The 21,253-nt window shown below is 67.8% G+C and carries 22 protein-coding genes; 7 read left to right on the plus strand and 15 right to left on the minus strand.

Features of this window, described 5'->3' with window-relative positions; all coding sequences use genetic code 11:
* The first annotated feature begins 464 nt into the window (after positions 1-464).
* Complete coding sequence (locus tag AC07OA_RS13600) at positions 465-1,973, plus strand: arylsulfatase (protein WP_494664354.1); 1,509 nt, start codon at positions 465-467, stop codon at positions 1,971-1,973.
* Positions 1,974-2,015: 42 nt separating this feature from the next.
* Here AC07OA_RS13600 and fliE read toward each other — a convergent pair whose 3' ends face one another.
* The 3 genes from fliE to flgB are packed head-to-tail and all read right to left on the minus strand — an operon-like array spanning position 2,016 to position 3,220.
* Entirely contained in the window at positions 2,016-2,324 is a 309-nt protein-coding gene (gene fliE, locus AC07OA_RS13605) for a flagellar hook-basal body complex protein FliE (RefSeq protein ID WP_494664355.1), read from the minus strand.
* Positions 2,325-2,337: 13 nt separating this feature from the next.
* Positions 2,338-2,757 carry a flagellar basal body rod protein FlgC gene (flgC, locus tag AC07OA_RS13610; RefSeq protein ID WP_494664356.1) on the minus strand — a complete coding sequence of 140 codons (420 nt, stop codon included), beginning with the start codon at positions 2,755-2,757 and terminating at the stop codon, positions 2,338-2,340.
* Between the two features lie 13 nt (positions 2,758-2,770).
* Positions 2,771-3,220 (minus strand): flagellar basal body rod protein FlgB, encoded by a 450-nt coding sequence (gene flgB / locus AC07OA_RS13615; RefSeq protein WP_494664357.1) that lies wholly within the window; start codon positions 3,218-3,220, stop codon positions 2,771-2,773.
* A 135-nt stretch (positions 3,221-3,355) separates the two neighbouring features.
* Between flgB and AC07OA_RS13620 the strand changes: the two genes are divergently transcribed.
* From AC07OA_RS13620 to AC07OA_RS13635, 4 genes are all read left to right on the plus strand, one after another.
* A complete protein-coding gene (locus tag AC07OA_RS13620; RefSeq protein WP_494664358.1) occupies positions 3,356-3,682 on the plus strand; it encodes a hypothetical protein in 327 nt (108 codons plus the stop codon).
* A complete protein-coding gene (gene fliP, locus AC07OA_RS13625) occupies positions 3,682-4,482 on the plus strand; it encodes a flagellar type III secretion system pore protein FliP (RefSeq protein WP_494664359.1) in 801 nt (266 codons plus the stop codon). Before AC07OA_RS13620 ends, fliP begins: the two co-directional genes overlap by 1 nt.
* A gap of 21 nt (positions 4,483-4,503) precedes the next feature.
* Entirely contained in the window at positions 4,504-5,415 is a 912-nt protein-coding gene (locus AC07OA_RS13630; protein ID WP_494664360.1) for a ribokinase, read from the plus strand.
* 124 nt (positions 5,416-5,539) lie between these two features.
* The gene (locus AC07OA_RS13635) at positions 5,540-6,742 is read left to right on the plus strand and encodes a patatin-like phospholipase family protein (protein WP_494664361.1); all 1,203 of its coding nucleotides are present in this window, start codon (positions 5,540-5,542) and stop codon (positions 6,740-6,742) included.
* Here the strand turns inward: AC07OA_RS13635 and AC07OA_RS13640 are convergent.
* From AC07OA_RS13640 to mopJ, 4 genes are all read right to left on the minus strand, one after another.
* Entirely contained in the window at positions 6,699-6,980 is a 282-nt protein-coding gene (locus tag AC07OA_RS13640) for a DUF5985 family protein (RefSeq protein ID WP_494664362.1), read from the minus strand. The genes AC07OA_RS13635 and AC07OA_RS13640 overlap by 44 nt on opposite strands.
* Positions 6,977-7,246, minus strand: a complete 270-nt coding sequence (locus AC07OA_RS13645) for a DUF5985 family protein (protein WP_494664363.1) — start codon at positions 7,244-7,246, stop codon at positions 6,977-6,979. Before AC07OA_RS13645 ends, AC07OA_RS13640 begins: the two co-directional genes overlap by 4 nt.
* The gene (locus tag AC07OA_RS13650; RefSeq protein ID WP_494664364.1) at positions 7,243-7,617 is read right to left on the minus strand and encodes a hypothetical protein; all 375 of its coding nucleotides are present in this window, start codon (positions 7,615-7,617) and stop codon (positions 7,243-7,245) included. Before AC07OA_RS13650 ends, AC07OA_RS13645 begins: the two co-directional genes overlap by 4 nt.
* Positions 7,618-7,729: 112 nt before the next feature.
* Positions 7,730-8,236 carry a motility/cell cycle regulatory protein MopJ gene (mopJ, locus tag AC07OA_RS13655; RefSeq protein ID WP_494664653.1) on the minus strand — a complete coding sequence of 169 codons (507 nt, stop codon included), beginning with the start codon at positions 8,234-8,236 and terminating at the stop codon, positions 7,730-7,732.
* A 339-nt stretch (positions 8,237-8,575) separates the two neighbouring features.
* Between mopJ and AC07OA_RS13660 the strand changes: the two genes are divergently transcribed.
* Positions 8,576-9,592 carry a 2-hydroxyacid dehydrogenase gene (locus AC07OA_RS13660; RefSeq protein ID WP_494664365.1) on the plus strand — a complete coding sequence of 339 codons (1,017 nt, stop codon included), beginning with the start codon at positions 8,576-8,578 and terminating at the stop codon, positions 9,590-9,592.
* 171 nt (positions 9,593-9,763) lie between these two features.
* Here AC07OA_RS13660 and AC07OA_RS13665 read toward each other — a convergent pair whose 3' ends face one another.
* The 4 genes from AC07OA_RS13665 to AC07OA_RS13680 form a co-directional block, all read right to left on the minus strand.
* Entirely contained in the window at positions 9,764-10,183 is a 420-nt protein-coding gene (locus AC07OA_RS13665; protein WP_494664366.1) for a Ros/MucR family transcriptional regulator, read from the minus strand.
* A gap of 218 nt (positions 10,184-10,401) precedes the next feature.
* Entirely contained in the window at positions 10,402-11,622 is a 1,221-nt protein-coding gene (locus AC07OA_RS13670) for a DUF2336 domain-containing protein (RefSeq protein WP_494664367.1), read from the minus strand.
* A 127-nt stretch (positions 11,623-11,749) separates the two neighbouring features.
* On the minus strand, positions 11,750-14,089 hold the full coding sequence (locus tag AC07OA_RS13675) for a methyl-accepting chemotaxis protein (RefSeq protein ID WP_494664368.1): 2,340 nt from the start codon (positions 14,087-14,089) through the stop codon (positions 11,750-11,752).
* Positions 14,090-14,234: 145 nt separating this feature from the next.
* The gene (locus AC07OA_RS13680) at positions 14,235-15,917 is read right to left on the minus strand and encodes a hypothetical protein (RefSeq protein ID WP_494664369.1); all 1,683 of its coding nucleotides are present in this window, start codon (positions 15,915-15,917) and stop codon (positions 14,235-14,237) included.
* A 177-nt stretch (positions 15,918-16,094) separates the two neighbouring features.
* On the opposite strand from AC07OA_RS13680, the gene AC07OA_RS13685 reads away from it, so the two are divergent.
* Positions 16,095-16,772, plus strand: coding sequence for a DNA alkylation repair protein (locus AC07OA_RS13685; RefSeq protein WP_494664654.1), 678 nt, complete (start codon positions 16,095-16,097; stop codon positions 16,770-16,772).
* Positions 16,773-16,922: 150 nt separating this feature from the next.
* Here the strand turns inward: AC07OA_RS13685 and AC07OA_RS13690 are convergent, their stop codons facing one another.
* The 4 genes from AC07OA_RS13690 to AC07OA_RS13705 form a co-directional block, all read right to left on the minus strand.
* On the minus strand, positions 16,923-18,128 hold the full coding sequence (locus AC07OA_RS13690; protein WP_494664370.1) for a hypothetical protein: 1,206 nt from the start codon (positions 18,126-18,128) through the stop codon (positions 16,923-16,925).
* Positions 18,129-18,251: 123 nt separating this feature from the next.
* Positions 18,252-19,283: a hypothetical protein gene (locus AC07OA_RS13695; protein ID WP_494664371.1), complete on the minus strand. Its 1,032-nt coding sequence runs from the start codon at positions 19,281-19,283 to the stop codon at positions 18,252-18,254.
* The gene (locus AC07OA_RS13700; RefSeq protein WP_494664372.1) at positions 19,166-20,086 is read right to left on the minus strand and encodes a glycosyltransferase family 2 protein; all 921 of its coding nucleotides are present in this window, start codon (positions 20,084-20,086) and stop codon (positions 19,166-19,168) included. Before AC07OA_RS13700 ends, AC07OA_RS13695 begins: the two co-directional genes overlap by 118 nt.
* A 23-nt stretch (positions 20,087-20,109) precedes the next feature.
* The gene (locus AC07OA_RS13705; protein ID WP_494664373.1) at positions 20,110-21,240 is read right to left on the minus strand and encodes a GNAT family N-acetyltransferase; all 1,131 of its coding nucleotides are present in this window, start codon (positions 21,238-21,240) and stop codon (positions 20,110-20,112) included.
* Positions 21,241-21,253 lie beyond the last annotated feature (13 nt).

A 21,253-nucleotide genomic window follows, 5' to 3' on the forward strand; every position in this document is an offset into this window, starting at 1 on the left:
GATCGCCCCCCGCCGCCGCATCGGTCGCTGGCCATGCGCCCTTTCCATGCTGCGAGGTGAGACAAGAATACGGCCGGTCGGAGTGGGTGCGGCGAATAAAGATTTAACCCAGCGATTTCAGAAGGCTGGCACGCCCTAAGCCGGGGACATGCCCTTGCGGCGCGTCCCCATCAACATCCACGCGTCTGATCGTCGTGCTCAGCGGACGGGTTTGGGGACACGCCGCGAGGGCGTGTCCCCGGCCCTGCCCGTCGAACCTCCGCCCGCAGCGGCGAGGCCGCGCCTTGAAACCGTTGAGGCGAGCCTGCTCTGTGGTCTGGCCGCGTCAATGTCCGAGAAGGGTGGCAAGCTGACGTAGGGAAAAGACCCGGCCATCTCCAGAGTCTCCTCCATGGCGGTGAGGAGGAAGACGAGGAAATAGTCAGCCCAAGCGGCTCGCCCGAGCCGAGAGCGGAGGCGCTGACATGTCCAGCAGCAAGCCCAACATCCTGTTCATCATGGCCGACGACATCGGCTGGTTTAACCCGAGCTGCTACCACGGCGGAGTCATGGGCTACGAGACGCCCAATATCGACCGCATCGCCAAGGAGGGGGCGAAGTTCACCGACTTCTACGGCCAACAGAGCTGCACGGCAGGCCGCGCCTCGTTCATCACCGGCCAGTCGCCGATCCGCACGGGCCTGACCAAGGTGGGCATGCCGGGCGCGACCCTGGGGCTGAGCGCCGATGACCCTTCCATCGCACAGTTCCTGAAGGCCTACGGCTACGCCACCGGCCAGTTCGGCAAGAACCACCTGGGCGACCGCAACGAGCACCTGCCCACCGTCCACGGCTTCGACGAGTTCTTCGGCAACCTCTATCACCTCAACGCCGAGGAGGAGCCGGAGTACCCGAACTATCCGAAGGACCCGGCGTTCCGGAAGCGCTTCGGCCCGCGCGGCGTGATGAAGTGCCAGGCCTCCGACACCGACGACACCACGGTCGACGAGCAGTTCGGCCGCGTCGGCAAGCAGGTGATCGAAAACACCGGCCCGCTCACCAGGAAGCGCATGGAAACGGTGGACGAGGAGTTCCTCGGCGCGGCGCTGGATTTCATGGATCGCAAGACCAAGGCGGACGAGCCGTGGTTCTGCTACTTCAACCCGACCCGCATGCACGTCTTCACCCACCTGAAGCCATCGTCGGTGGGTGTCACGGGCCTGGGCCTCTATCCCGACGGTATGGTCGAGCTGGACGGCTATGTCGGCCAGCTGCTCGCCAAGCTGGAAGAGCTTGGGGTCGCCGACGACACCATCGTGGTCTTCACCACCGACAACGGCGCCGAGGTGCTGTCCTGGCCGGACGGCGGGACCACCCCGTTCCGGGGCGAGAAGGACACCAACTGGGAGGGCGGCTGGCGCATTCCGTGCGTGGTTCGCTGGCCCGGCGTCATCGAGCCCGGTCGCGTGATCACCGAGACCGCGGCCCTGCTCGACTTCATCCCGACCTTCGCGGCGGCCAACGGCGAGCCGGACCTGGTCGAGAAGGTCAAGACGGGCCACACGATCGGGGACAAGGCGTTCAAGGTCCATCTCGACGGGGTGAACCTGCTGCCCTTCCTGAAGGGCGAGACCGTTGAACCGCCGCGCGCGGGCTTCCTTTACTGGAGCGACGACGGCGACCTGATGGCCATCCGCTTCGGCCGCTTCAAGATGGTGTTCAGCGAGCAGCGGGCCAAGGGGCTGGAGGTCTGGCGCGAGCCACTCACGCCGCTGCGCATCCCCCGGCTCTTCGACCTACGGGCCGATCCGTTCGAGCGCGGCGAAGAGAGCTTCAAGTACAACGACTGGTTCGTCGAGAACGTGCCGTTCCAGTACGCGGCGCAGGCCGTGGTCCACGAGTGGCTGGAAAGCTTCAAGACCTTCCCGCCACGGGCCAAGTCGGCCAGTTTCAGCGTCGACCAGATCGTCGAGGCCCTGCTGCCCAAGTCCTAGCGGGCACAAGGCCCGCTTTCTCCAAGAGACGGCAACCGCTCCTTAGATCGGCATCCGCATGATTTCCTGATACGCCGAGATCACCTGGTCGCGCACGGCCATCACCGTGTCGAGGCTCGCCTCGGCCGACGAGATGGCGGTGACGACGTCGATCAGTTCGGCCTTGCCGGACGCCTGCTGGGCCATCTTGGTTTCGGCCGCGCGGGTCTGGTGCAGGGTGTCGGTCATGGCCGACTTCAGCAGGGCGCCGAAGTCCATGGACTTCTTGGCCTCGCCGGTTCCGCCCAGCGAAGGCGTGGCCATCGAGCCCTGGGCGGCGTAGGCCTTGGCGGCCGCGAGCGCGGTCATCATCGCTTAGGCCCCTCTACTTGCGCAGGATGTCGAGCGTGCGCGTTTCCATGGCGCGCGACGTCTCGATGACGTTCATGTTGGCTTCGTAGGCGCGCTGCGCCTCCTTCATGTCCAGCGCCTCGACCAGGGTGTCGACGTTGGGCAGCTTGACGTAGCCCTTGGCGTCGGCGGCCGGGTTGCCGGGGTCGTATTCGGTCTTGAAGTCGCGCTGGTCGGGATCGACCTTGGCCATCACCACGCCCTCGCCGCCGGCCACCTTGGCCGGCTTGAACACCGGCACCTGGCGACGATAGGGGTCGCCGCCGGCCGTGCGGGCGGTGGAGTTGGCGTTGGCGATGTTCTCGGCGATCACCCGCATGCGGCCCTGCTGGGCCTTCAGGGCGCTGGCGGCGATGGCCATGGTGGCCATGGACTGGGAGCGGATCTCGGTCATCTAGTCGTTTCCCCTAGCTGCCCGGGCGGCGCGTGGCCGTCCGCAGCAGAGCCATGGACTTCTGGTAGAAGCCGACCGCCGCGTCGTAGTTCATGCGCGCGTCGGTCATCTTGAGCATCTGGTCCTCGAGCGTCACGGAGTTGCCGTCGAGGGTGGTCTCGCTGTCGGCCTGCTCGGGCGAGCGCCAGGCGCTGACCGGCTTGGACGGCGCCATGTGGGTGGCGCTGGTGGCCATCATCTGCACGCCGTTCAGCGCGGTTCCCGACACCTGGCCGCCACGATACGACTGGCCGCTGGCCTGCTGGTCCAGCGTGGCCTTGAAGGAATAGGCCTTCAGGTCGCGCGGCTGGTAGTCGGGCGTATCGGCGTTGGCGACGTTCTGCGCGATGACCTTCTGCCGCTCGGACAGATAGCCCATGCGACTCTTGAGCATCGCGAAAAGGGGAATGTCATCGGGACCCATGATGATGTTCATGGTGAAGAAACAGGGTTAATCACGCATTAAGAACCGTGCGGCACACCAGGGGTGCGGCCCCGCGTCGCGCCCTGCTTCGCTTCCCCGTTTTGTTTTCCAGTTCCTCCTTCCCGACCGGGCGTCATGGACATCTTCGAACTGATCCGCGCCGTCGCCGCCCTGGCCATCACCCTGGGGCTGGTCGGGCTGGCCGGCGTGGCCCTGCGCAAGTTCGGACCCGACGCCCTGTCGCGGCTGAGCACGCTGCGCAAGGACCGCCGGATGCAGGTGGTCGAGACCCTGGTCCTGGACCCCACCCGGCGCCTGGTGCTGTTCACCGTCGACGGCGAGGAACGCCTGCTGATGCTGGGCGAGGGCAAGCTGCTGGACTGGGCGCCGACCAAGTCCAAACGAACGCCGGCCAAACCCAAAACCACCGCCGATAAGGCCTCTGGGGAGATCGTGGTCTGATGCGCGGCCTGATCAAGCTCATCGTCGGCGCCGACCCCAAGGACCTGCGCCAGGCGGCGATCATCTCGCTGCTGGCCACCCTGGCCGTGGTGATCGGCCCGGCCGCGGCCATGGCCCAGTCGGCGATCAATGTCGACCTCGGCACGGGCGCGGGCCTCTCCGAGCGCGTGGTGCAGATGGTCGGCCTGCTGACCGTGCTGTCGCTGGCCCCGTCCATCGTGATCATGACCACCTCGTTCGTGCGGATCGTGGTGGTGCTGGGCCTGCTGCGCACCGCCATCGGCATCCAGCAGAGCCCGCCCAACCCGGTGCTGATCAGCCTGGCCCTGTTCCTGACCGCCATCGTCATGGGCCCGACCTTCGAGCAGTCCTACGACCAGGGGGTCAAGCCGCTGCTGGACAAGCAGATGGAGATGCCCGAGGCCTTCGACGCGGCCGCCGCGCCCGTGAAGGTGTTCATGCTGCGCCAGGTCGACCAGGACGACCTGGCCCTGTTCATCCGCCTGTCGAAGATCGAGCGCCCCAAGACGGCCATCGAGACGCCGCTGAAAGTGGTGACGCCGGCCTTCATGATCTCCGAGCTCAAGCGCGCCTTCGAGATCGGCTTCCTGCTGTTCATCCCCTTCCTGGTCATCGACCTGGTGGTCGCCAGCGTCCTGATGAGCATGGGCATGATGATGCTGCCGCCGGCGTCGGTGAGCTTGCCGTTCAAGCTGATCTTCTTCGTGCTAGTGGACGGCTGGCGACTCGTCGCGGGCAGTCTGGTCGAGAGCTTCCAGCGTGGCTCCGGCGGCGGTTAAGTGATTTAAAGAGCAAGAAAAATGAGCGTTTTCGTCCTGGGGTCGATCAATCTGGACGCCGTGGCGCGGGTCGACGACCTGCCCCGGCCGGGCGAGACGGTGGCCGGCATCTCGCTGGAGCTGTTTCCCGGTGGCAAGGGCGCCAACCAGGCCGTCGCGGCCGCCCGCATGGGCGCGGCCACCCGCCTGATGGGCGCGGTCGGCAAGGAGGACAGCGGTCCCAGCCTGAAGGCCAAGCTGGCCGGCTACGGCGTGCAGGTCTCCGACGTGGCCGAGCTGCCGTCGATCCCCACGGGCCAGGCCCACGTGTGGGTGTCGTCCAGCGGCGAGAACATGATCGTCGTCACCAGCGGCGCCAACGCCACGCTCGGTCCCCCGCACGTGGCCGCCACGCCGCTGGAGGGCCAGAAGGTGCTGCTGTGCCAGCTGGAGACCCCCGCCCCCGCCATCGAGGCCCTGTTCCGCGCCGGCGTGGCCAAGGGCGCCCTGCGGATCCTGAACGCCGCCCCCGCCCTGCCCCAGGGCGCGGCCCTGTTCCCGCTGACCGACATCCTGATCCTCAACCAGACCGAACTGGCCACCTACGCCCGTCTCGACGACGAGCCCACCCGGCTGGAGGAGGTCTCGCGCATCTGCCGCAAGCTGATGAGCCGGCCCGACCAGACGATCATCGTCACCCTGGGCTCGGCGGGCGTGGCCACGGTGCGCCGCGACGAGGCCTTCCTGGTCGAGGGCCGCAAGGTCAAGGCCGTCGACACCACCGGCGCCGGCGACTGCTTCTGCGGCGCCCTGGCCGCCTGCCTGGCCGCCAACATGGACCTGCGCGAGGCCGTCGAGCACGCCAACGCCGCCGCCGCCCTCTCGGTCCAGAAGGCGGGCGCCGCGCCCTCCATGCCCAGCCGGCGCGAGGTCGAGGTCTTCCTGGAAGGCTGACGTCAGGGAAGCTTCGCAACGGGCGGAGCGCCTTCGCGTTGCAGCAGGAACCGGCTCGCAAGGGCCGCCTCCCCTGCGACGCTACATGACACACACCTTCGGATCCCCCATCGGGCGGCGGGCCGTGCTGACCGGCCTTCTGGCCGGCGGCCTGGCCGGCTGTGGAACCCTGCCGCGCGAGGCCGGCCCCATCCGCCTGGCGACCGGGACCACCCTGGTGCGCACCCAGGACCCGCGCATCCGCGCCTCGGACGGTCCGCGCCTGAAGGCCCTGATCGAGGACGTACAACGGCGGCTGACGGGCGCGGGACCCCGCCAGTCGGTCCTGGCCCTCTCGGGCGGCGGGGCCAGCGGGGCCTACGGCGCCGGCGTCCTCTACGGCTGGAGCCAGGCGGGCGCCCGGCCGACGTTCGGCATCGTCACCGGCGTCAGCACCGGCGCCCTGGCCGCGCCCTACGCCTTCCTCGGCCCGGGCTGGGACGAACAACTGCGCGCGGCCTATGTGGACGGCGCGACCAAGGGCCTACTGGGCTTCGACAGCTTCCGCCCGCTGGTCGCCCCCAGCCTGTTCAGCCCGCGCGTGCTCAAGACCCTGATCTGGAAGAGCGTGACGCCGGAGATGCTGCGTCAGATCGCCGCCGAGCACGCCAAGGGTCGCCGCCTGCTGGTGGCGACCACCAATCTCGACAGCGAGGAGACGGTGATCTGGGACATGGGCGTCCTGGCCACCCAGGGCGACGACAACGCCCTGACCCTGTTTCGCCAGGTGCTGCTGGCCTCGGCCAGCATTCCCGGCGTCTTCCCGCCCGTGCTGATCAAGGGCGCCACCCAGGACGGGACTCTGATCGAGGAGATGCATGTGGACGGCGGGGTCAACACCCCGTTCCTGGGCGTGCCCGACAGCCTGTTCCTGTGGACCTCGCCCGATCCGGGACCGGGCGCGGACTTCTACGTGCTGATCAACGGCCAGGCCGACCGCCGCCAGAGCTTCACCAAGGGCACGCTGAAGGGGATCCTGGGCCGCAGCTACGACAGCGCCAGCAAGGCCTCGATGCGCTCGTACCTGGCCGCCAACGTCGCCTTCGCCGAGCGCAACCACATCCGCCTGATGCTGTCGACGATCCCATCAGAGGCCAAGGCGTCCAGCCTGGACTTCGACCGCAAGTCGATGGCGGCCCTGTTCGAGCTGGGTCGCGCCCGCGCCGCCTCGGGCCAGGCCTGGTCCCAGGTCCACGCCCGCTCGCCCATCCCCGAGGTGCCCGCGCCGCCGGCGCTGGAGGTCGCTAGGTCCGCCGCCGCAGGTTCTTCCCCAGCACCGCCACGATGATCAGCACGAAGGCGGCCAGGCGCAACAGGTAGATGCCGCTGCGCTCCTCGTGCTGGGTGTTGAGCAGGATCGGCAGGGCGCTGCCCGCGGCCAGCAGGCCGAAGGCGGCCGAGAAGGCCAGGAACAGCTTGTCGCCCGTGCGCCGCCAGAACTTCAGGAAGAACAGGCCCGCCACCAGATAGCCGGCGGCCAGGGCCCCGGCGATCAGGCCTTCCAACGGGGTGATCGGGAAGCTCATTCGTCCACCTCCCAGATGAAGCCGTACAGCAGCGTGGCGATGGCCAGGCCCGCGGTGGCCTGGCGGTAGGGCAGAAGGTTCACCTGGGTGATGAAGATCACGAGGTCCGCCACCAGCAAGAGGTTGTTCAGCGCCAGGAAGCCGAAGCTGATCGCGGTCCAGAGCAGCAGGCGCGAGCGGCTGCCCCGCCAGGCCCGGACCAGCAGGCCCGCGCACGCCAGGCTGGCCAGCATGCACAGGATATAGACCACCGTGGGCCCGCTCATCGGTCTTTCCCCTTGAACTTGAAGGCGTCGGCCAGGGACTGCAGGCGCTCGGTCGGGGCCGAGATCCAGCGGATCACCGTGACGGGCTTGTCGCGATAGGCCGCCTCCAGGTCGTCACAGACCTTGGCCAGGGCCGGAGCGGCGGGGGCGTAGCGGAAGCAGCCGGCGTCGTCCTCGATCACCAGCCCGGCCTGCTCCAGGGCGACCAGATTGTCCTTCACCAGGCTATGGCTGGCCCGCAGGTCGCGCACCAGGTCGTCGACCAGCCAGCACCGCTCGGGCTCGTGCTTGAGGCGCAGCAGCAGCTCCAGCGCCCAGACCGAACGCACGTGCTCGCGAATGAAGTGAAAGACGTCGCGCTCGGCGGTCACCCCGGCCCTTTCCCCCAGATTCCCAGATCAGCCTCGGGGCGGACAATAGGCGGGGATGTCGCGGGAGCAAGCTGAGCCATAAGGAATAGATCCTCCCGCACAGGGGGAGGATTTAAGCCGCGCGGATGCCGCTGTGCTGGTCGCCCGCCTGGGCGCCGACCACGGCGTCGTAGCCGAGGATCATGTCGACGTCCTTGCCGTTGCTGGCCAGGGGCAGGCGCAGCCACAGGATCGACATGTGGGGCGAGCCCTTCCAGGCCAGGTTGTGCACGCCCACGCCGGGACGGCGCTCGTTGACGACCTTGTCCAGTTCGCGCCGCCAGTATTCGACGGCGGCGGTGTTGTAGACGTCGTCCAGGGTGCGGCCGGTGATCTCGCGGCCATAGACCGAATAGAGGCCGGTGCCGGCCAGGCGCAGGCGGTAGTCGATCGCGCCGTCGAAGTCGCGCTTGACGTCGATCAGGCTGACGGTCGGCAGCATCCGCTTGATGCCCGAAGGGTGCAGGTCGACGCGCGACGGGAGGCTCGCCCCCCGACGGAGGGACGCCCAGTAGGCGAACATCTCCTGGTGAGCGCGGGCCGCCGTGGCCGATGCGCTCAGCTGCGCGTTCATCTTCAGATTCCTTAACAAGCCGTTGGAATCACGACGATTCACTATGTCTTAAGCACCGAATCGGCGCCAGCCGAAAATGGCCTTCCACGGCAAAGTTTGTTGAGATGAGTCAATCCGCAAGCGAAACGTCCGGGCGAAAAACAGGCTGCAAAACATCGGTGAAAAAGCACGCATCCAGCGCAACCGATTGTTTGAATTAAAGTTAATGAACGCTCAGACTCACCGCCTCCGGGGCGGGCGAGGCGCGGGCCGCCCCCTCCCCCAGCGGCAAATTTGCATCACTGCGCTCGACGCCCGATACAAGCCGAGGACCCAAATCGGGCGTTCCTGAGGAAAGGCGCTCCCATGCGCGTGGCGGTGTTCTCGACCAAGGCCTACGACCGCCGCTTCCTGGACGAGGCCAACGGCGCCTTCGGCCACGCGCTCGACTATTTGGAGGCGCGGCTCGACGCCACCACCGCGCCCCTGGCCAGGGGCCACGACGCCGTCTGCGTGTTCGTGAACGACCGCGTGGACGCCCAGACCCTGACCGTCCTGGCCGAAGGCGGGACGCGCGTGGTGGCCCTGCGGTGCGCCGGCTACAACAATGTCGACCTGGAGGCCGCAGCGCGGCTGGGTATCGCCGTGGTCCGCGTGCCGGCCTACTCCCCCGAGGCGGTGGCCGAGTTCACCCTCGGCCTGATCCTGGCCCTGGACCGCAACATCCCCCGCGCCTGGAACCGCGTGCGCGAGAACAACTTCGCCCTGGACGGCCTGATCGGCCGCAATCTGGCGGGGCGCACGGCCGGCGTCGTCGGCACCGGCCGCATCGGCGCCCTGGTCGCCCGGGCGCTGCGCCTGGGCTTCGGCTGCTCGGTGCTGGCCAGCGACCTGGTCGAGGATCCCGAACTGGTCGCCATCGGGGTGCGCTATGTCGATGTCGACACCCTGATGCGGCAGGCCGACCTGATCAGCCTGCACTGCCCGCTGACGCCGGAGACGCGTCATCTGGTCGATGGCCGGAGACTCGCGGCGGCCCGCCCGGGCGTGACGATCGTCAACACCAGCCGGGGCGCGCTGATCGACACCACGGCGCTGATCGAAGGCCTGAAGTCACGCCAGGTGGGCGGGGTGGCGCTGGACGTCTACGAGCAGGAGGCCGACCTCTTCTTCGAGGACCTGTCCAACGAGATCATCCAGGACGACGTCTTCCAGCGCCTGCTGACCTTCCCCAACGTGCTGGTCACGGGCCACCAGGCCTTCCTGACGCAAGAGGCCCTGTCGGCCATCGCCCAGGCCACACTGGGCAGCCTGGCCGACGTCGAGGCCGGCCGGCCGCTGGTCCGCGCGGTGACGGCGGAAAGCGTGCGGGCGGGACGGTAGGTCGGCGTCGCGACGCCCCCTCCGTCGGGCTTCGCCCGCCACCTCCCCCGTTGCACGGGGGAGGAGAAGGTTCGTTCGGCGTCCACCTCACCCGCAAAGCGGGGGAGGTGGCGCGATGCGGCACGCATCGTGACGGAGGGGGCGTCCCTCAGCTGCGGCCCTTGAGTTCCGTCAGCCCCGCTTGCGGGCCGGCTTCCGGCCGCCCTGCCCCAGGCCCATCTGCTTGGCCAGGTCCGAGCGGGCCTGGGCGTAGTTGGGGGCCACCATCGGGTAGTCCTTGGGCAGGTCCCAGCGGGCCCGGTACTGCTCGGGGCTCATGTCGTACTTGGTGCGCAGGTGGCGCTTGAGCGACTTGAACTTCCGGCCGTCCTCCAGGCAGATCAGATAGTCCGGCGTGATCGACCGCCGGACCGACACGGCCGGCTCCTTGGCGGTCTCGGCCACGACCTCGGCCGCGCCCCCGACGTTCGCCAGGGCCTTGTGCACGCTGCGGATCAGGCCGGGCACGTCGGCGGCGGCGATCGTATTGCCGCCTACATAGGCCGCCACCACGCTCGCGGTGACTTCGAGAAGATCGGACTGCTCGTCCATTTTCTTGGTGCTCCCCCGGTTCGCCTTGGCCCAAGCGGGGCCAATTCAGTTTTGGATAGCAGATTATTGCTTTCCGGCAACATAGAGGAGGCGGACTCTAGCCGCATCGAACGAGAGTGCATTGGTCTTACCAATCGACACCAACACTTCCGCGCCCGCCAAAACTCTTCGTTTCTGAGAATCATTCGCCGCTGAATGCGTTCGGCGACTATTGGATTCTAACGGCCGAAATCTCGGGAGAGGGCCAGCATGGCGGCGCGCTGCGGGACGGAATACTCATCGACCGCCGCCTCGTCGCCCTCGCGGATGGCCTTGAGCAGGGCCGGCGTCATGGCCGACGACAGCGACCAGTTCCAGTAGCGCAGCATGGTCTGGGCGCGGTCCACGGCGATGGTGTCGAAGGCCGTCAGCACCCGCTCCAGGCCCGGCGTCGGCGCGCCGGCGGAGTCGGTCTCGGGACGCCGCAAACCCCGCCACAAAGCCCTTACGGCCCCGCGCGGCAGGCCGGTGGCCTTGCACAGAATAGCCAGGGGCTCACCGCCCGGATCGGTGAAAATCTTCGCTCCGGTCATGGGCTTGAGGCCCGACAGATACGAGATCTCCTCGGCCGTTTCGCGGGTCATGCCGTTCTGGGCGGCGGCGACCGCGTCCTCCAGGCTGTCGTACGGACTCTTGGCGATGGCGGCGCGATTTCGCTGACGACGTTCGATGAACTGCAACGCCTTTCGAGACAGCGGATCCTGCCAGCCCTCGGCCGAGGCCAGGGGGAAGACGTCGCCGACCGCGTCCTGCAGGATCTCCCGCGAGACGGCAAAGCGTTGCAAAATCGTCCGCCGCGCCTCGGCGTCGGACCACCAGAACATCACATAGGCGTGGCTGGGCCGCAGTTCCGGGCGCTTCAGCAGCAAGGGAATCAGTTGCGGGTTGTCGCGGGTGGCCGCGACGATGTTCTCCAGCCCCTGGTGGCTGAAGCGCACCAGCTCGTTCTTCAGCAGGGTCTCGGTGACCGCCGTCTCGTCCATGTCGACCAGGGCGTCGGCGACCACCTCGCTGACCCCCCGCCGCAGGGCGATCAGCCGGCGATGGTCCTGGGTGGCGTTATAGAGGCAGCTGATCAGGTCGGCGTCGCTGAGGGTGGGCGAGTTCTCCAGGAGAGCCCGGGCCACCGGCAACTCGTCGCGCAGCAGCATGCGCACCAGCACGCCGGGCATCTCGGTCAGGTTGGCCAGGCGCCGGGCGACCTTCTCGCGCTCGTCGGTGACCGCGTCGCGCAGCATCTCCACCAGCAGGTCGGCGGTCATGGCCCGCTCGAAGGCGTTGATGCGGCTGGCGGGCAGGCAGACCACGTCGGCCAGCCGCTTGAGCAGGGCGGCGCGCGAGCGCGGCTTGGCGGCCGGCTCGGCCTGGGGACTGTCGAAGGGCGCGGCGCGTTCGTTCATGGTCGTCCTGACGGGAGCCCCCCGCCTTACTCAAATCTCGTACTCGAAGCTCGGGCGGGCGCCCTTAACAGAGAATGTGGGGCGCTTCGCTTGGCTCCGCCACAACGCAAGAGGTCGTCGCGGTTCCTTAGAACTCCTGCCACTCGCCGGGACGCGAGCGCGGCTCGATCTTCAACGCGTTGGAACCCTGGACGTAGCGCTCGCGGAAGGCCTCGCGACGCTGCGGCGCGGGGATGTCGCGGCGCGGACGCTCCTCGCGCGGACGGTATTGGTGGATCTCGGCGCCCACCTGGAAGCGGCCGATCAGGCGCTCCAGCTCGGCGGCCTCGGTGGCCAGGGCGTGGCTGGCGGCGGTGGATTGCTCCACCATGGCCGCGTTCTGCTGGGTGACCTGGTCCATCTGGTTCACCGCGGTGTTGATCTCGGCCAGGCCCACGGACTGCTCCTTGGACGAGGCGGCGATCTCGCCGACTAGGTCGTTGATCTCGACCACCTGCGACAGGATCTGGTCCAGGGTCTGGCCGGTCTCGCCGACCAGCTTGACGCCCTTGCCGACCTGCTCGCTGGAGTCGCGGATCAGGTTCTTGATCTCCTTGGCCGCGTCGGCCGAGCGCTGGGCCAGGGCCCGCACCTCTTGGGCGACCACCGCGAAGCCCCTGCCCGCGTCACCGGCGCGCGCGGCCTCGACCCCGGCGTTGAGGGCCAGAAGGTTGGTCTGGAAGGCGATCTCGTCGATCACGCCGATGATCTGGGTGATCGACTGGGAAGACTTCTCGATGCCGCCCATGGCCTGGACGGCCTCGCGCACCACCTGGCCGCTGCGTTCGGCGTTGGTCTTGGCGCTCATGGTCACGCCCCGGGCCTTCTCGGCGTTGTCCGAGCTCTTCCTGACCGTGGCGGTCAGTTGGTCGAGGGCGGCGGCGGCCTGCTCCAGGCCGGCGGCCTGGCGCTCGGTGCGCTGCGACAGGTCGTCGGCGGCGTGGCTGATCTCGCCGCAGCCGGTGCGGATGCTGCGGGCGGCGCCCAGGATGCCGGCCATGGTCTGCTGCAGGCTTTCCACGGCGGCGTTGAAGTCGCTGGGGATCTTGCGGGCTTCGGGGGCGAAGGCGTCCTCGCGCATGCGCCAGATCAGGTCGCCGTCGGCCAGCTTCTCCATGCCGTCGGCCAGGGTCGAGACGGCGCGGGCTTGGCTCTGGGCGAAGGCCTCGGCCTCCTGGGCGTGGCGCTGGCGCTCGGCCTCGGCGAGCGCGCGCTCGGCCTCCTGCTCGGCGCGGGCGCGCTCGCCCCGGGCCAGGTCGTGGCGGAAACCGTCCAGGGCGCGGGCGATCTGGCCGATTTCGTCGCCGCCGTCGATGCCCGGCACGGCCTGGTCGTAGCGGCCCGCGCTGAGGGCGTCGACCGAGCGGGTCAGGCCCGCCAGGGGCTTGCGCACCAGGCTGGCGCTGGCCAGGAACAGGGCCCCCAGCACGGCGGCGGTGATCAGCAGGCCACCGACGAACAGGATCTTGGCCAGCTTGTCGGCCGGACCGGTGACGGCGGCGCGCGGCACGTCCATGACCAGCACCCAGGTGGCGTTCAGGCCCGGCATGGCGATGGGGCGCACGATGCGTTCCATCTCCACGTCGCCGACCTTGACGCCGGCGATGGTGGCGTCGCTCTCGCCGCCCTGCAGAGCGGCCTGCACCTGGTCGGCGCCCGGATCGGCATAGGCGGTCGTGCGCTTGGTCGCGTCGGGGTGGGCCACCCACTTGCCGGCGCCCGACAGCAGCATCACCCGGCCGCCGCCCAGGGGCTTCATGGCCGACAGGCGCTGGGAGATGGTGTCCAGCGACAGGTCCAGGCCCGCCACGCCGATGAACTGGCCGTTGGGCTTCACCGGGAAGACGACCGAGGTCATCAGCACCGACTTGCCGGCCACGTCGTAGGGATAGGGCTCGACGATGGCGGCCTTACCGGTCTTGGCCGGGATCGCATAATAGGGCTGGTTATAGGTGTCGCCGTCGTCCAGCGGCTGGAAGATCACCTTGTCGCCGTCGTGCACCCAGTAGGGCGACAGCTGGCCCTGGCCGTTCGAGCCGACGGCGGTCTGGCCGGCCATCTCGGCGTCCTTGCCGTCGAAGGCGTTGGGGGCCGACATGAACCAGCTGCCCAGCACCATCGGCGTGGCCTCGGCCTGGGGCTTCAGCATCTGGGTGACCGTCATGCGGTCGCGCAGGCCCTGGGCGTGGGCGGCCTCGATCGAGCCGGCCATCGAGCGCGCGGTGGCCTCGACCTGGCCGATCTGGGCCTTGACCTCCTCGATGGCGTCGTCGGCCACGGCGTCGGCATAGCGGTGCGTCAGGCCCGCGACGATGGCGCTGGTGTGCGAGGACACGGCCACGGCCGCGCCCATCAGCAGGAGGCCGATGGCGAGGCCCGCCACCACCACCAGCTTCCACGCGATCGTCAAGCGGCCGAACGCCTTCATCTCGAATCTCCAGGCCCGTCCAAGGCTAAGCCAAGCAATGGCGGCTGATTCCTAACGGCGCATTAACCATGAGGTCGCTGCGACAATCTGACGGGGCGCGGCCCCTCCCCCGCCCTTCCGGACGGGGGAGAAGCCGAACCTCGGATCAGGTGGCGATCACCTTGATGCCGCGCAGCTGGGCCAGCAGCTTGTTCAGCTGGTCGCCCGCGTCGCCCGGGGCCGCGCTGGTGGCGTTGGCCACCGCCGTCCCCTGGCCGGTCAGGACCGGCACGTCGTTGATCGACAGGGCCATGCCGGACGCCAGGTTGAAGCGGTCGGACGAGATGTAGCCCCGTTGCGTCCAGGACGCGCTGTTGGCCCGCTCGCCGAAGCCGTAGCGCACGCCGCTGCCGGTGTCGTAGGACGTCCATTTCCAGCCGTAGCCCGCCCCGTAGGTCGAGCCGATGCTTTCGTGGCCGTGGCCGTTGGCGAAGGTGGTCGTGCCGGCCGGGTTTACGCTGACGAAGTCGCCCGGAACCGTGGCGAAGGCCACGGGCGGACCGCCGGCGACATAGCCGCGGTTCGTCCATTCCTTCCGCGAGCTGGGGTCATAGTCGAACACCCGGTTGCCCGTGCCCAGGTCGCTGACCCGGCCCAAGGCGCCCGACGGGGCCGCGCGCACGTCGACATAGGCGTCGTTGGCGCCGGAGCGCACGGCGACGATGTAGTCGTAAGGCGCCGTCCCCGTGGTGGTCCGCACGACCTGGACCCCCTCGACGATATGGCCGCTGGAGGGGCCGTCCAGCACGATCAGGCCGCTGTTGCCCGAGGCGTGGGCGCAGTCGATCAGCTTGGGGCTGGAGATCCGGCAGTGCGACGGCGCGCGCGAGCCGCCCTCGTTCTGGAAGTAGACCGGCAGGCCGTCCACGTCGCGGAAGGTGTCCGAGAGGCTCTCGTGACGCCCGCCCTTGCCCGTGAACGCCAGGCCGATGTCGCTGTCCTCGACATAGTTGCCGATCGACTTGAAGTCGAAGTCCTCGGCCCTGGCGTCATTGGCGTTGGCGATGATCGCGGCGGCGTAGCCGGACGCGCTGCGCACCCCGTACAGCTGGTTGTGCGCGGCCACGCAGACTGCCGAGGCGATGGTGTCCGGGTCGCTGGGCGGCACGGCCCCCACGCCGGTGAACTGGATGCCCTGGGCGTTGGAACCGCGCCCGACGCAGCCGATCACCTTGGCGTAGCCCGCGCCCTCCCAATGGTCGAAGAAGGCGTTGGCCATGTTCTCGGCGTGGCAGCCGATCACCAGGGTGTCCAGGCACGCCACGTGCGAGGTGGCGTTGCCCGAATTGCGCACCGTGATGAAGCGCGCCTGGGCGCGGTCCACGAAGCGCATCAGCCAGGCGTGAGCGTCGCTGCCGCCCGTTCCCGGATCAAGGGCCAGGTCGGCCATGTCGATGGTCAGGCCGTCGATGGCGATGTCGTGGTCGCGATCTTCCGGCTCCTCCAGGAAGTTCCTGTTGAGGAAGCCGCAGTGGCGGTAGCCGGTGGAGGCGGCGGGACCGACCGGCGACCATTCGCCGGGCACGGCCAGCAGCCGGCCACCCCCGCGCAAGGTGGTGCTGGAGGGCACATAGAGCGGCGTGTTGAAGAGATAGAGGCCGTTGGTGATCTCCAGCTCGCCGCCGCCGATGTCTTCCATCGCGTCCAGGGCGTCCTGGAGATAGGTCGACATCAGTTCGGTGGACGTGCCGTCTCTGACGGCGGCCTGGAGGTCGTAGGGCACGAAATCCAGGATCGAGCGACGCTGCGCGAGGCGAGCGTCGAGGCTTTCGCCGATGGTGGGATGCATTTGATTTTCCAGTCTTGGATTTGAGAAAATGGGTCTTGGTTTTTCGGCCGCGCCAAAATTTCGCGACCCACGAATGTTCTTATTTTGTTCCGTCAGAGTCGGTCGTGGGCGGCGCCGCTCCGCGACGAAAAACTGGCGGGGATCGACAACCCCCTGCGTTGAAAATAACCGTTGGCCATGGAGACCGCCGACCGCGTCGAGGAGGCCCTGGCCGCTCTGCGGTCGGCGGCCACCGCCCATGACCTGGCCAATCTGGACCGGTTCGGCATCGTCGCGCCCGGCGCCCTGGGCGTGTCGATGGCCAATCTGCAGAAGATCGCCAAGCGGCTGGGCCGCGACCACGACCTGGCCGGCGGCCTGTGGGCCACGGGCGTCTACGAGGCGCGGATGCTGGCCAGCCTGGTCGACGATCCAGCCCTGGTGACGCCCCGGCAGATGGACGCCTGGCGGGCCGATTTCGACAATTGGGGCATCGTCGACACGGTCTGCTTCAAGCTGTTCGACCAGACGCCCCACGCCTTCGCCAAGGTCGGCGAATGGGCGGGCCTGAACGACGAATTCGGCCGCCGCGCGGCCTTCGCCCTGCTGGCCTGCCTGGCCCTGCACGACAAGACCACGGGCGACGGGCCGTTCCTGGACGGCCTGGTCCTGATCGAGCGGGCGGCGGGCGATGACCGGAACTTCGTCAAGAAGGCGGTGAACTGGGCGCTGCGGGCCATCGGCCTGCGCCAGAGCCCGGCGCTCAAGGCCGCCGCCCTCGAGACCGCTCGCCGCCTGGCCGCTTCATCGGAGGCGCCCCGGCGCTGGATCGGCAAGGACGCGGTAAAGGCGCTGGAGAAGGCGGCGAAAGCCTAAAGCAAGATCCCACTGAACGACCAAAGGCTCCGCTTTAGTACTAATGCCATCACCGACACGGTGCTGGACACGGCCAAGCGACAATTTTGCTTGGGTATCGCGCCCGCTGTATTGAGCTGAGCTTGCGAGTAGCTAGTGCGGCGGCGCAACTCAGGAAGAAGGTGGCTTGGCAGCTTCAACGGGGCTGCGCGGATCATCAAATTGAACGCGAAAAAGCTCCTTACCCGATCCCTCGTCGCGAGCCATCGCGCCAAGCAAAATGCAGCCGTGCAACTCAGTCTCCGCCCAATAGAGGAACTCTCGTCCTACATGGACGGCCGTCGCATTGGAGGGAACTGTGCCGGGTATGGTCAGATTCAAGCGACCAGCCCTAGGTACCTTGTCTTCATCGAGAAATCGGTACTGGACCAAGATCGCCATGACAGCTCCTTGTCGCCTAGCGTTGGCTAGGTGCCGCTCACCTATCCTTGGAGTGAACATAGCGCTGGAGAAGCTGTTAGCCACATCGCAAGCCAAGTGGACCGCAAAATCGGCAACCGGCTCAGCTTCGTCTTGACGATCAGGATGCCAAGCGTTTTTCTGCTTTAGATTGCCGTGAAAATAGAAGCCACGACGATCTATCAAATGAGCGATCATCTCGCGAGCGGTAGAATGAGAGCGGACTAAAGGGCGCGCCGCAGAGCGCTGATGGAGCGGGTCTCTTTCGAAATTAGTCAGTGCTGTTTCGACCAATTCGCGAAACTTATCATCACCAGTCATGGCATCAAGCAGCTGGTTAGTTTTGAATTTTCCCTGACCGAAAAGAGCTTCGAATAATAAGAAGCTATAGCGGAAGGCCGCGATATACTGCTTGTCCGCCAACGCTTCACGCGCGGCGCGCGCCATTCGCGAGGCAAAGGAAGGATCCTCTTCTCCTGCGTCCTCACCAGCAAAAAAGGCTTGCGCCAAAGTGGCGAAAACCAACCGCGAAGGGCGAGGTTCATGTGCGATCGAAAAAGACAAGATGGCAATCTTATCTCGTTCTGCTTCGTTAGCAGGAATGAATTCGATCGTCACATCCTGTGTAGATATGTCGATTGTGTGAAAAATATTGATGTAATCGCTAAATCGCTTGACGATGTTGTTGGCAATTTTGTCGGTAGGACTATCGAACGTCACTTGGGCCGCTATCGGCCCGGCCTGCTGGCACACCGTAGGCGCATAGGAGAGCGGCTGATCCTTAAACAGCAAGGTTAGGGCCTTAACGGCCTCGCCTTCACGCTCGAACTCAGCGACTACACCGCCATAGCCCTCCAATGGCCAGCTATCCTCAAGCAGGATCGCATTAGCTAGCGGATAGCGATAGCGAATATCCACGCCTAGAACCTCAATGGCCGCGCCTAGGATTTAAAGTCGAAGGTTTTGGCGGATGCCGCGTTTAGCGGAACCCTTCGTTGGGTCGGAAGCAATCACGTCGAACAATCTAGGTCTAGTGTGTAGCTAAGCCCGCTCGACCAGCACCCCTGGCCGCCCGGCGTCCAGGCCGAAGGTCACCGGCAGGTGGCGCACGTGGGGGGTCTGCAGGTTCAGGGCCTTGGCGCCGCGCGCCACGGCCAGCTTGCCCAGGGCCGTGGGGCCGAAGCCGTTCTGGATGCGCGGCTTCATCCCCGCGCGGCGGCGCAGCACGCCGTTGGCGTAGATGACATTGGCCCGCATTAGGGCCGGTGGGGTCATGAATTCGATCGAGACCGAGACGTTCAGCATCGGGCCGTTCTCGATCCGGTGCGGGGCGTTCTGGCGCCAGGTGACCATGGTCCCGGGAGTCATGTCGACGCACTGGGCGCCGGCGTCCCACGAGGGGTCGAAGGCGAACTGCTCGGCCGTCTCCTTCAGGACGATCTTCTCCAGGGCCAGCTCGCCCACATAGGGGTCGGCCACCGGATAGACCCAGACCTTCTTCTGACCGCGGATCTGCCACAGCGACACCAGCGGCACGTCGAGATGGTAGAAGACCTGGGCGTTGGCGCTGCTGATCAGCATGCCCAGGTCCCGCTTGAAGGTCTTCAGGCCCGGCACGCGGGCCTCCTTCTCGGCGAAGATCTCGTCGCACAGGGCGGCGTAGTCCGGCACGAAGTCGTTGGTCTTGCGCAGGTTCAGCCAGATGCGGCCGGCCTGGGCGGCCTCCAGCAGCTGGTCGCCCGTCAGATTGCCCGCCGCGCCCTTGCGCCAGGTGGTCCAGGCCTTGGGGTCCTCGCCCATGGTGAAGACGCCCAGCTGGTCGCGCGGATACTGGTCCAGCAGGCGCGCCAGGCCCTCGTCGTCGAACATCGGCCGCTCGTGCAGGCCGTGCTGGAAGATCAGGTTCTCGCGACCGAAAGCCTTGGCCTTGTCGTCGGTCCAGTCGGTGATGATGCTCACGACGCGGTCCTTCCGTAGAAATGGATCTTGAACGGCCCCCACCACAGGGTCTTGCCCAGGCCCCGGGCGGCGCGGTCCAGCCAGTCGGCGCGGTCGCCGGCGCGGACCAGCCACTTGAGGCCGGCCACGGCCCCGAACAGCCCGGCCTGCAACACGCCCACCACCATCCAGCGGGCCACGCCCACGCGGTCGGGCGGCACGGCGGCGGCGCAGTGCGAGGTCGGTCCCTGGCCGTAGGCGAAGGCGCGGCGGATCGTGTAGTCGAGCGACAGGCGGTCGGGCACGGGGTCCTCCCAGACCCAGGCCGCCGGCTCCCAGGCGAACACCGCGCCATGGGCCTGCATGTGGCCGAACAGCATGTCGTCCTCGCCGCCGATGTGGTTGCGCTCCACGGCGAACGGCGCGACCGGATCGGGCAAGGCGGCCCGGCGCAGCAAGCTGTCGCCGCAGCCGTAATAGTGGTCGATGACGCCCGCCTCGGCGGGTCCCTCGCGCGAGAAGAACCGCTCCAGATAGTCGCGATGGCTGGCCACGCTGGCCGGGGCGCGGGCCTTGACCGGACCGAACACCACGTCGGCGCCGTAGCGCGCCTGGGCGGCCAGCAGGGCGGCCAGCCAGCCGGCGGGGGCCTCTTCGTCGTCGTCCAGGAAGGCGACCAGCTCGCCGCCCGCCTTGGCCATGCCGGCGTTGCGGGCATGGGCCACGCCGGGGCGCGGCTCGTGCACGTAGTGGACGGGGAACGGCGCTTCAGCGGCCAGGGCGGCGGCAGTCGCCTGGGCCGACGCGACCTGGTCGTTGTCGACGATCACCAGCTCCAGGCCGCCGAAATCGACGCCCTCTTGAGCGAACACCGAACGGGCCGCGACGGCCAGGCCGTCGAGGCGCCGCTGGGTGGGGATCATGACCGTGACGCGCATGGCAACTCCAGTTTCGGGGGAGCTTACCCGCCTCGCCTTTGCGCTTGGTTAGCGAACGCATCGACCAGGCCGCGCACGCGACCGCCCAGGGTCAGCTCGACGCTGGCGATGGCGTCCATGCGCCGGGTCAGGCGTCCCAGCGGGCCCGCGCCCTTCGAGCCGGCCAGGGCCAGCACGTCGTCCAGCGAGCTGGCCATGCGGCCGGCCATGGTGGCGGCCGTGGCCGTGCCGTCGCCGATCTGCACCTGGCTCAGGGCATAGGCGCCCTTGTAGTGGTCGTGGCCGGGGCCGAGGTCGTAGCGGTGCAGGCTGAGGCCCGGCATCGCCGCGATGGCGCGCATGAAGAAGATCTGGCCCGGCGACCACTCGCCATAGGCCGGATTGGTCGAGGCGATCCACGGGTGGTAGACGCCGTTCAGCCGCACGCCGAAATGGCCCGCCACCAGCTGGCCGCCGGCATAGAGGTTGATCATCAGCCCCTGGAACGGCCCGGTGCGCTTGTTGAACAGGTCCAGCATCAGGTTGCGGGTCCAGTCGGGACGCAGGAAGTCGTGGACGCCGGTGCGCTCCAGCTGCTCGCGCTTCCAGGCGATCAGTTGGTCGAAGGCCTCGCGGGAGTCGTCGGGGGCGACCAGTTCGATGGCCCCCATCTCGCGTTCCAGCTTGTTGTCCAGCCGGCGCCAGTTCTTGATCTTCTTGGGGCTGGCCGCGCGGACGGCCTCCAGATAGGTGGAGACGTCGGTATTGGCCAAGCCGATGACATGGGCGGTCTTCAGCTCGCCCTGGCCGAACACGCCGTAAGGGTCGATCAGGCCGGTGTAGCGGAAGGCGGTCAGGTCGGCGGCGGCCAGCACCTCGGCGCCGTCGAGGTCGGCGTCGGGACGCGAGACCAGGCCGTGATAGTCCGACAGCGGCGAGCCGATGGCCCGGGCCATGGCGCCGGGACGGCGGTGATGCGGCAGGAAGCCCAGGGTCTCGCCGCCGCGACGGATCACCGCCACGCGCGCGTCGTCGCGCACCGCGCCGACGGCGCGCGCGAAATCGGGGCCCAGCAGCGGGCTGTCGAAGGCCGGCTCGGCCTGCGCCATCTCGCGCCACGCCTGCACGTCGGCCTGCGTCAGTTCGCCAGGGTGAAGGGTCTCAACGTCCAGCATCGCCATGAGTCCT

It is taken from the genome of Caulobacter sp. GW821-FHT09B08, assembly GCF_059418225.1.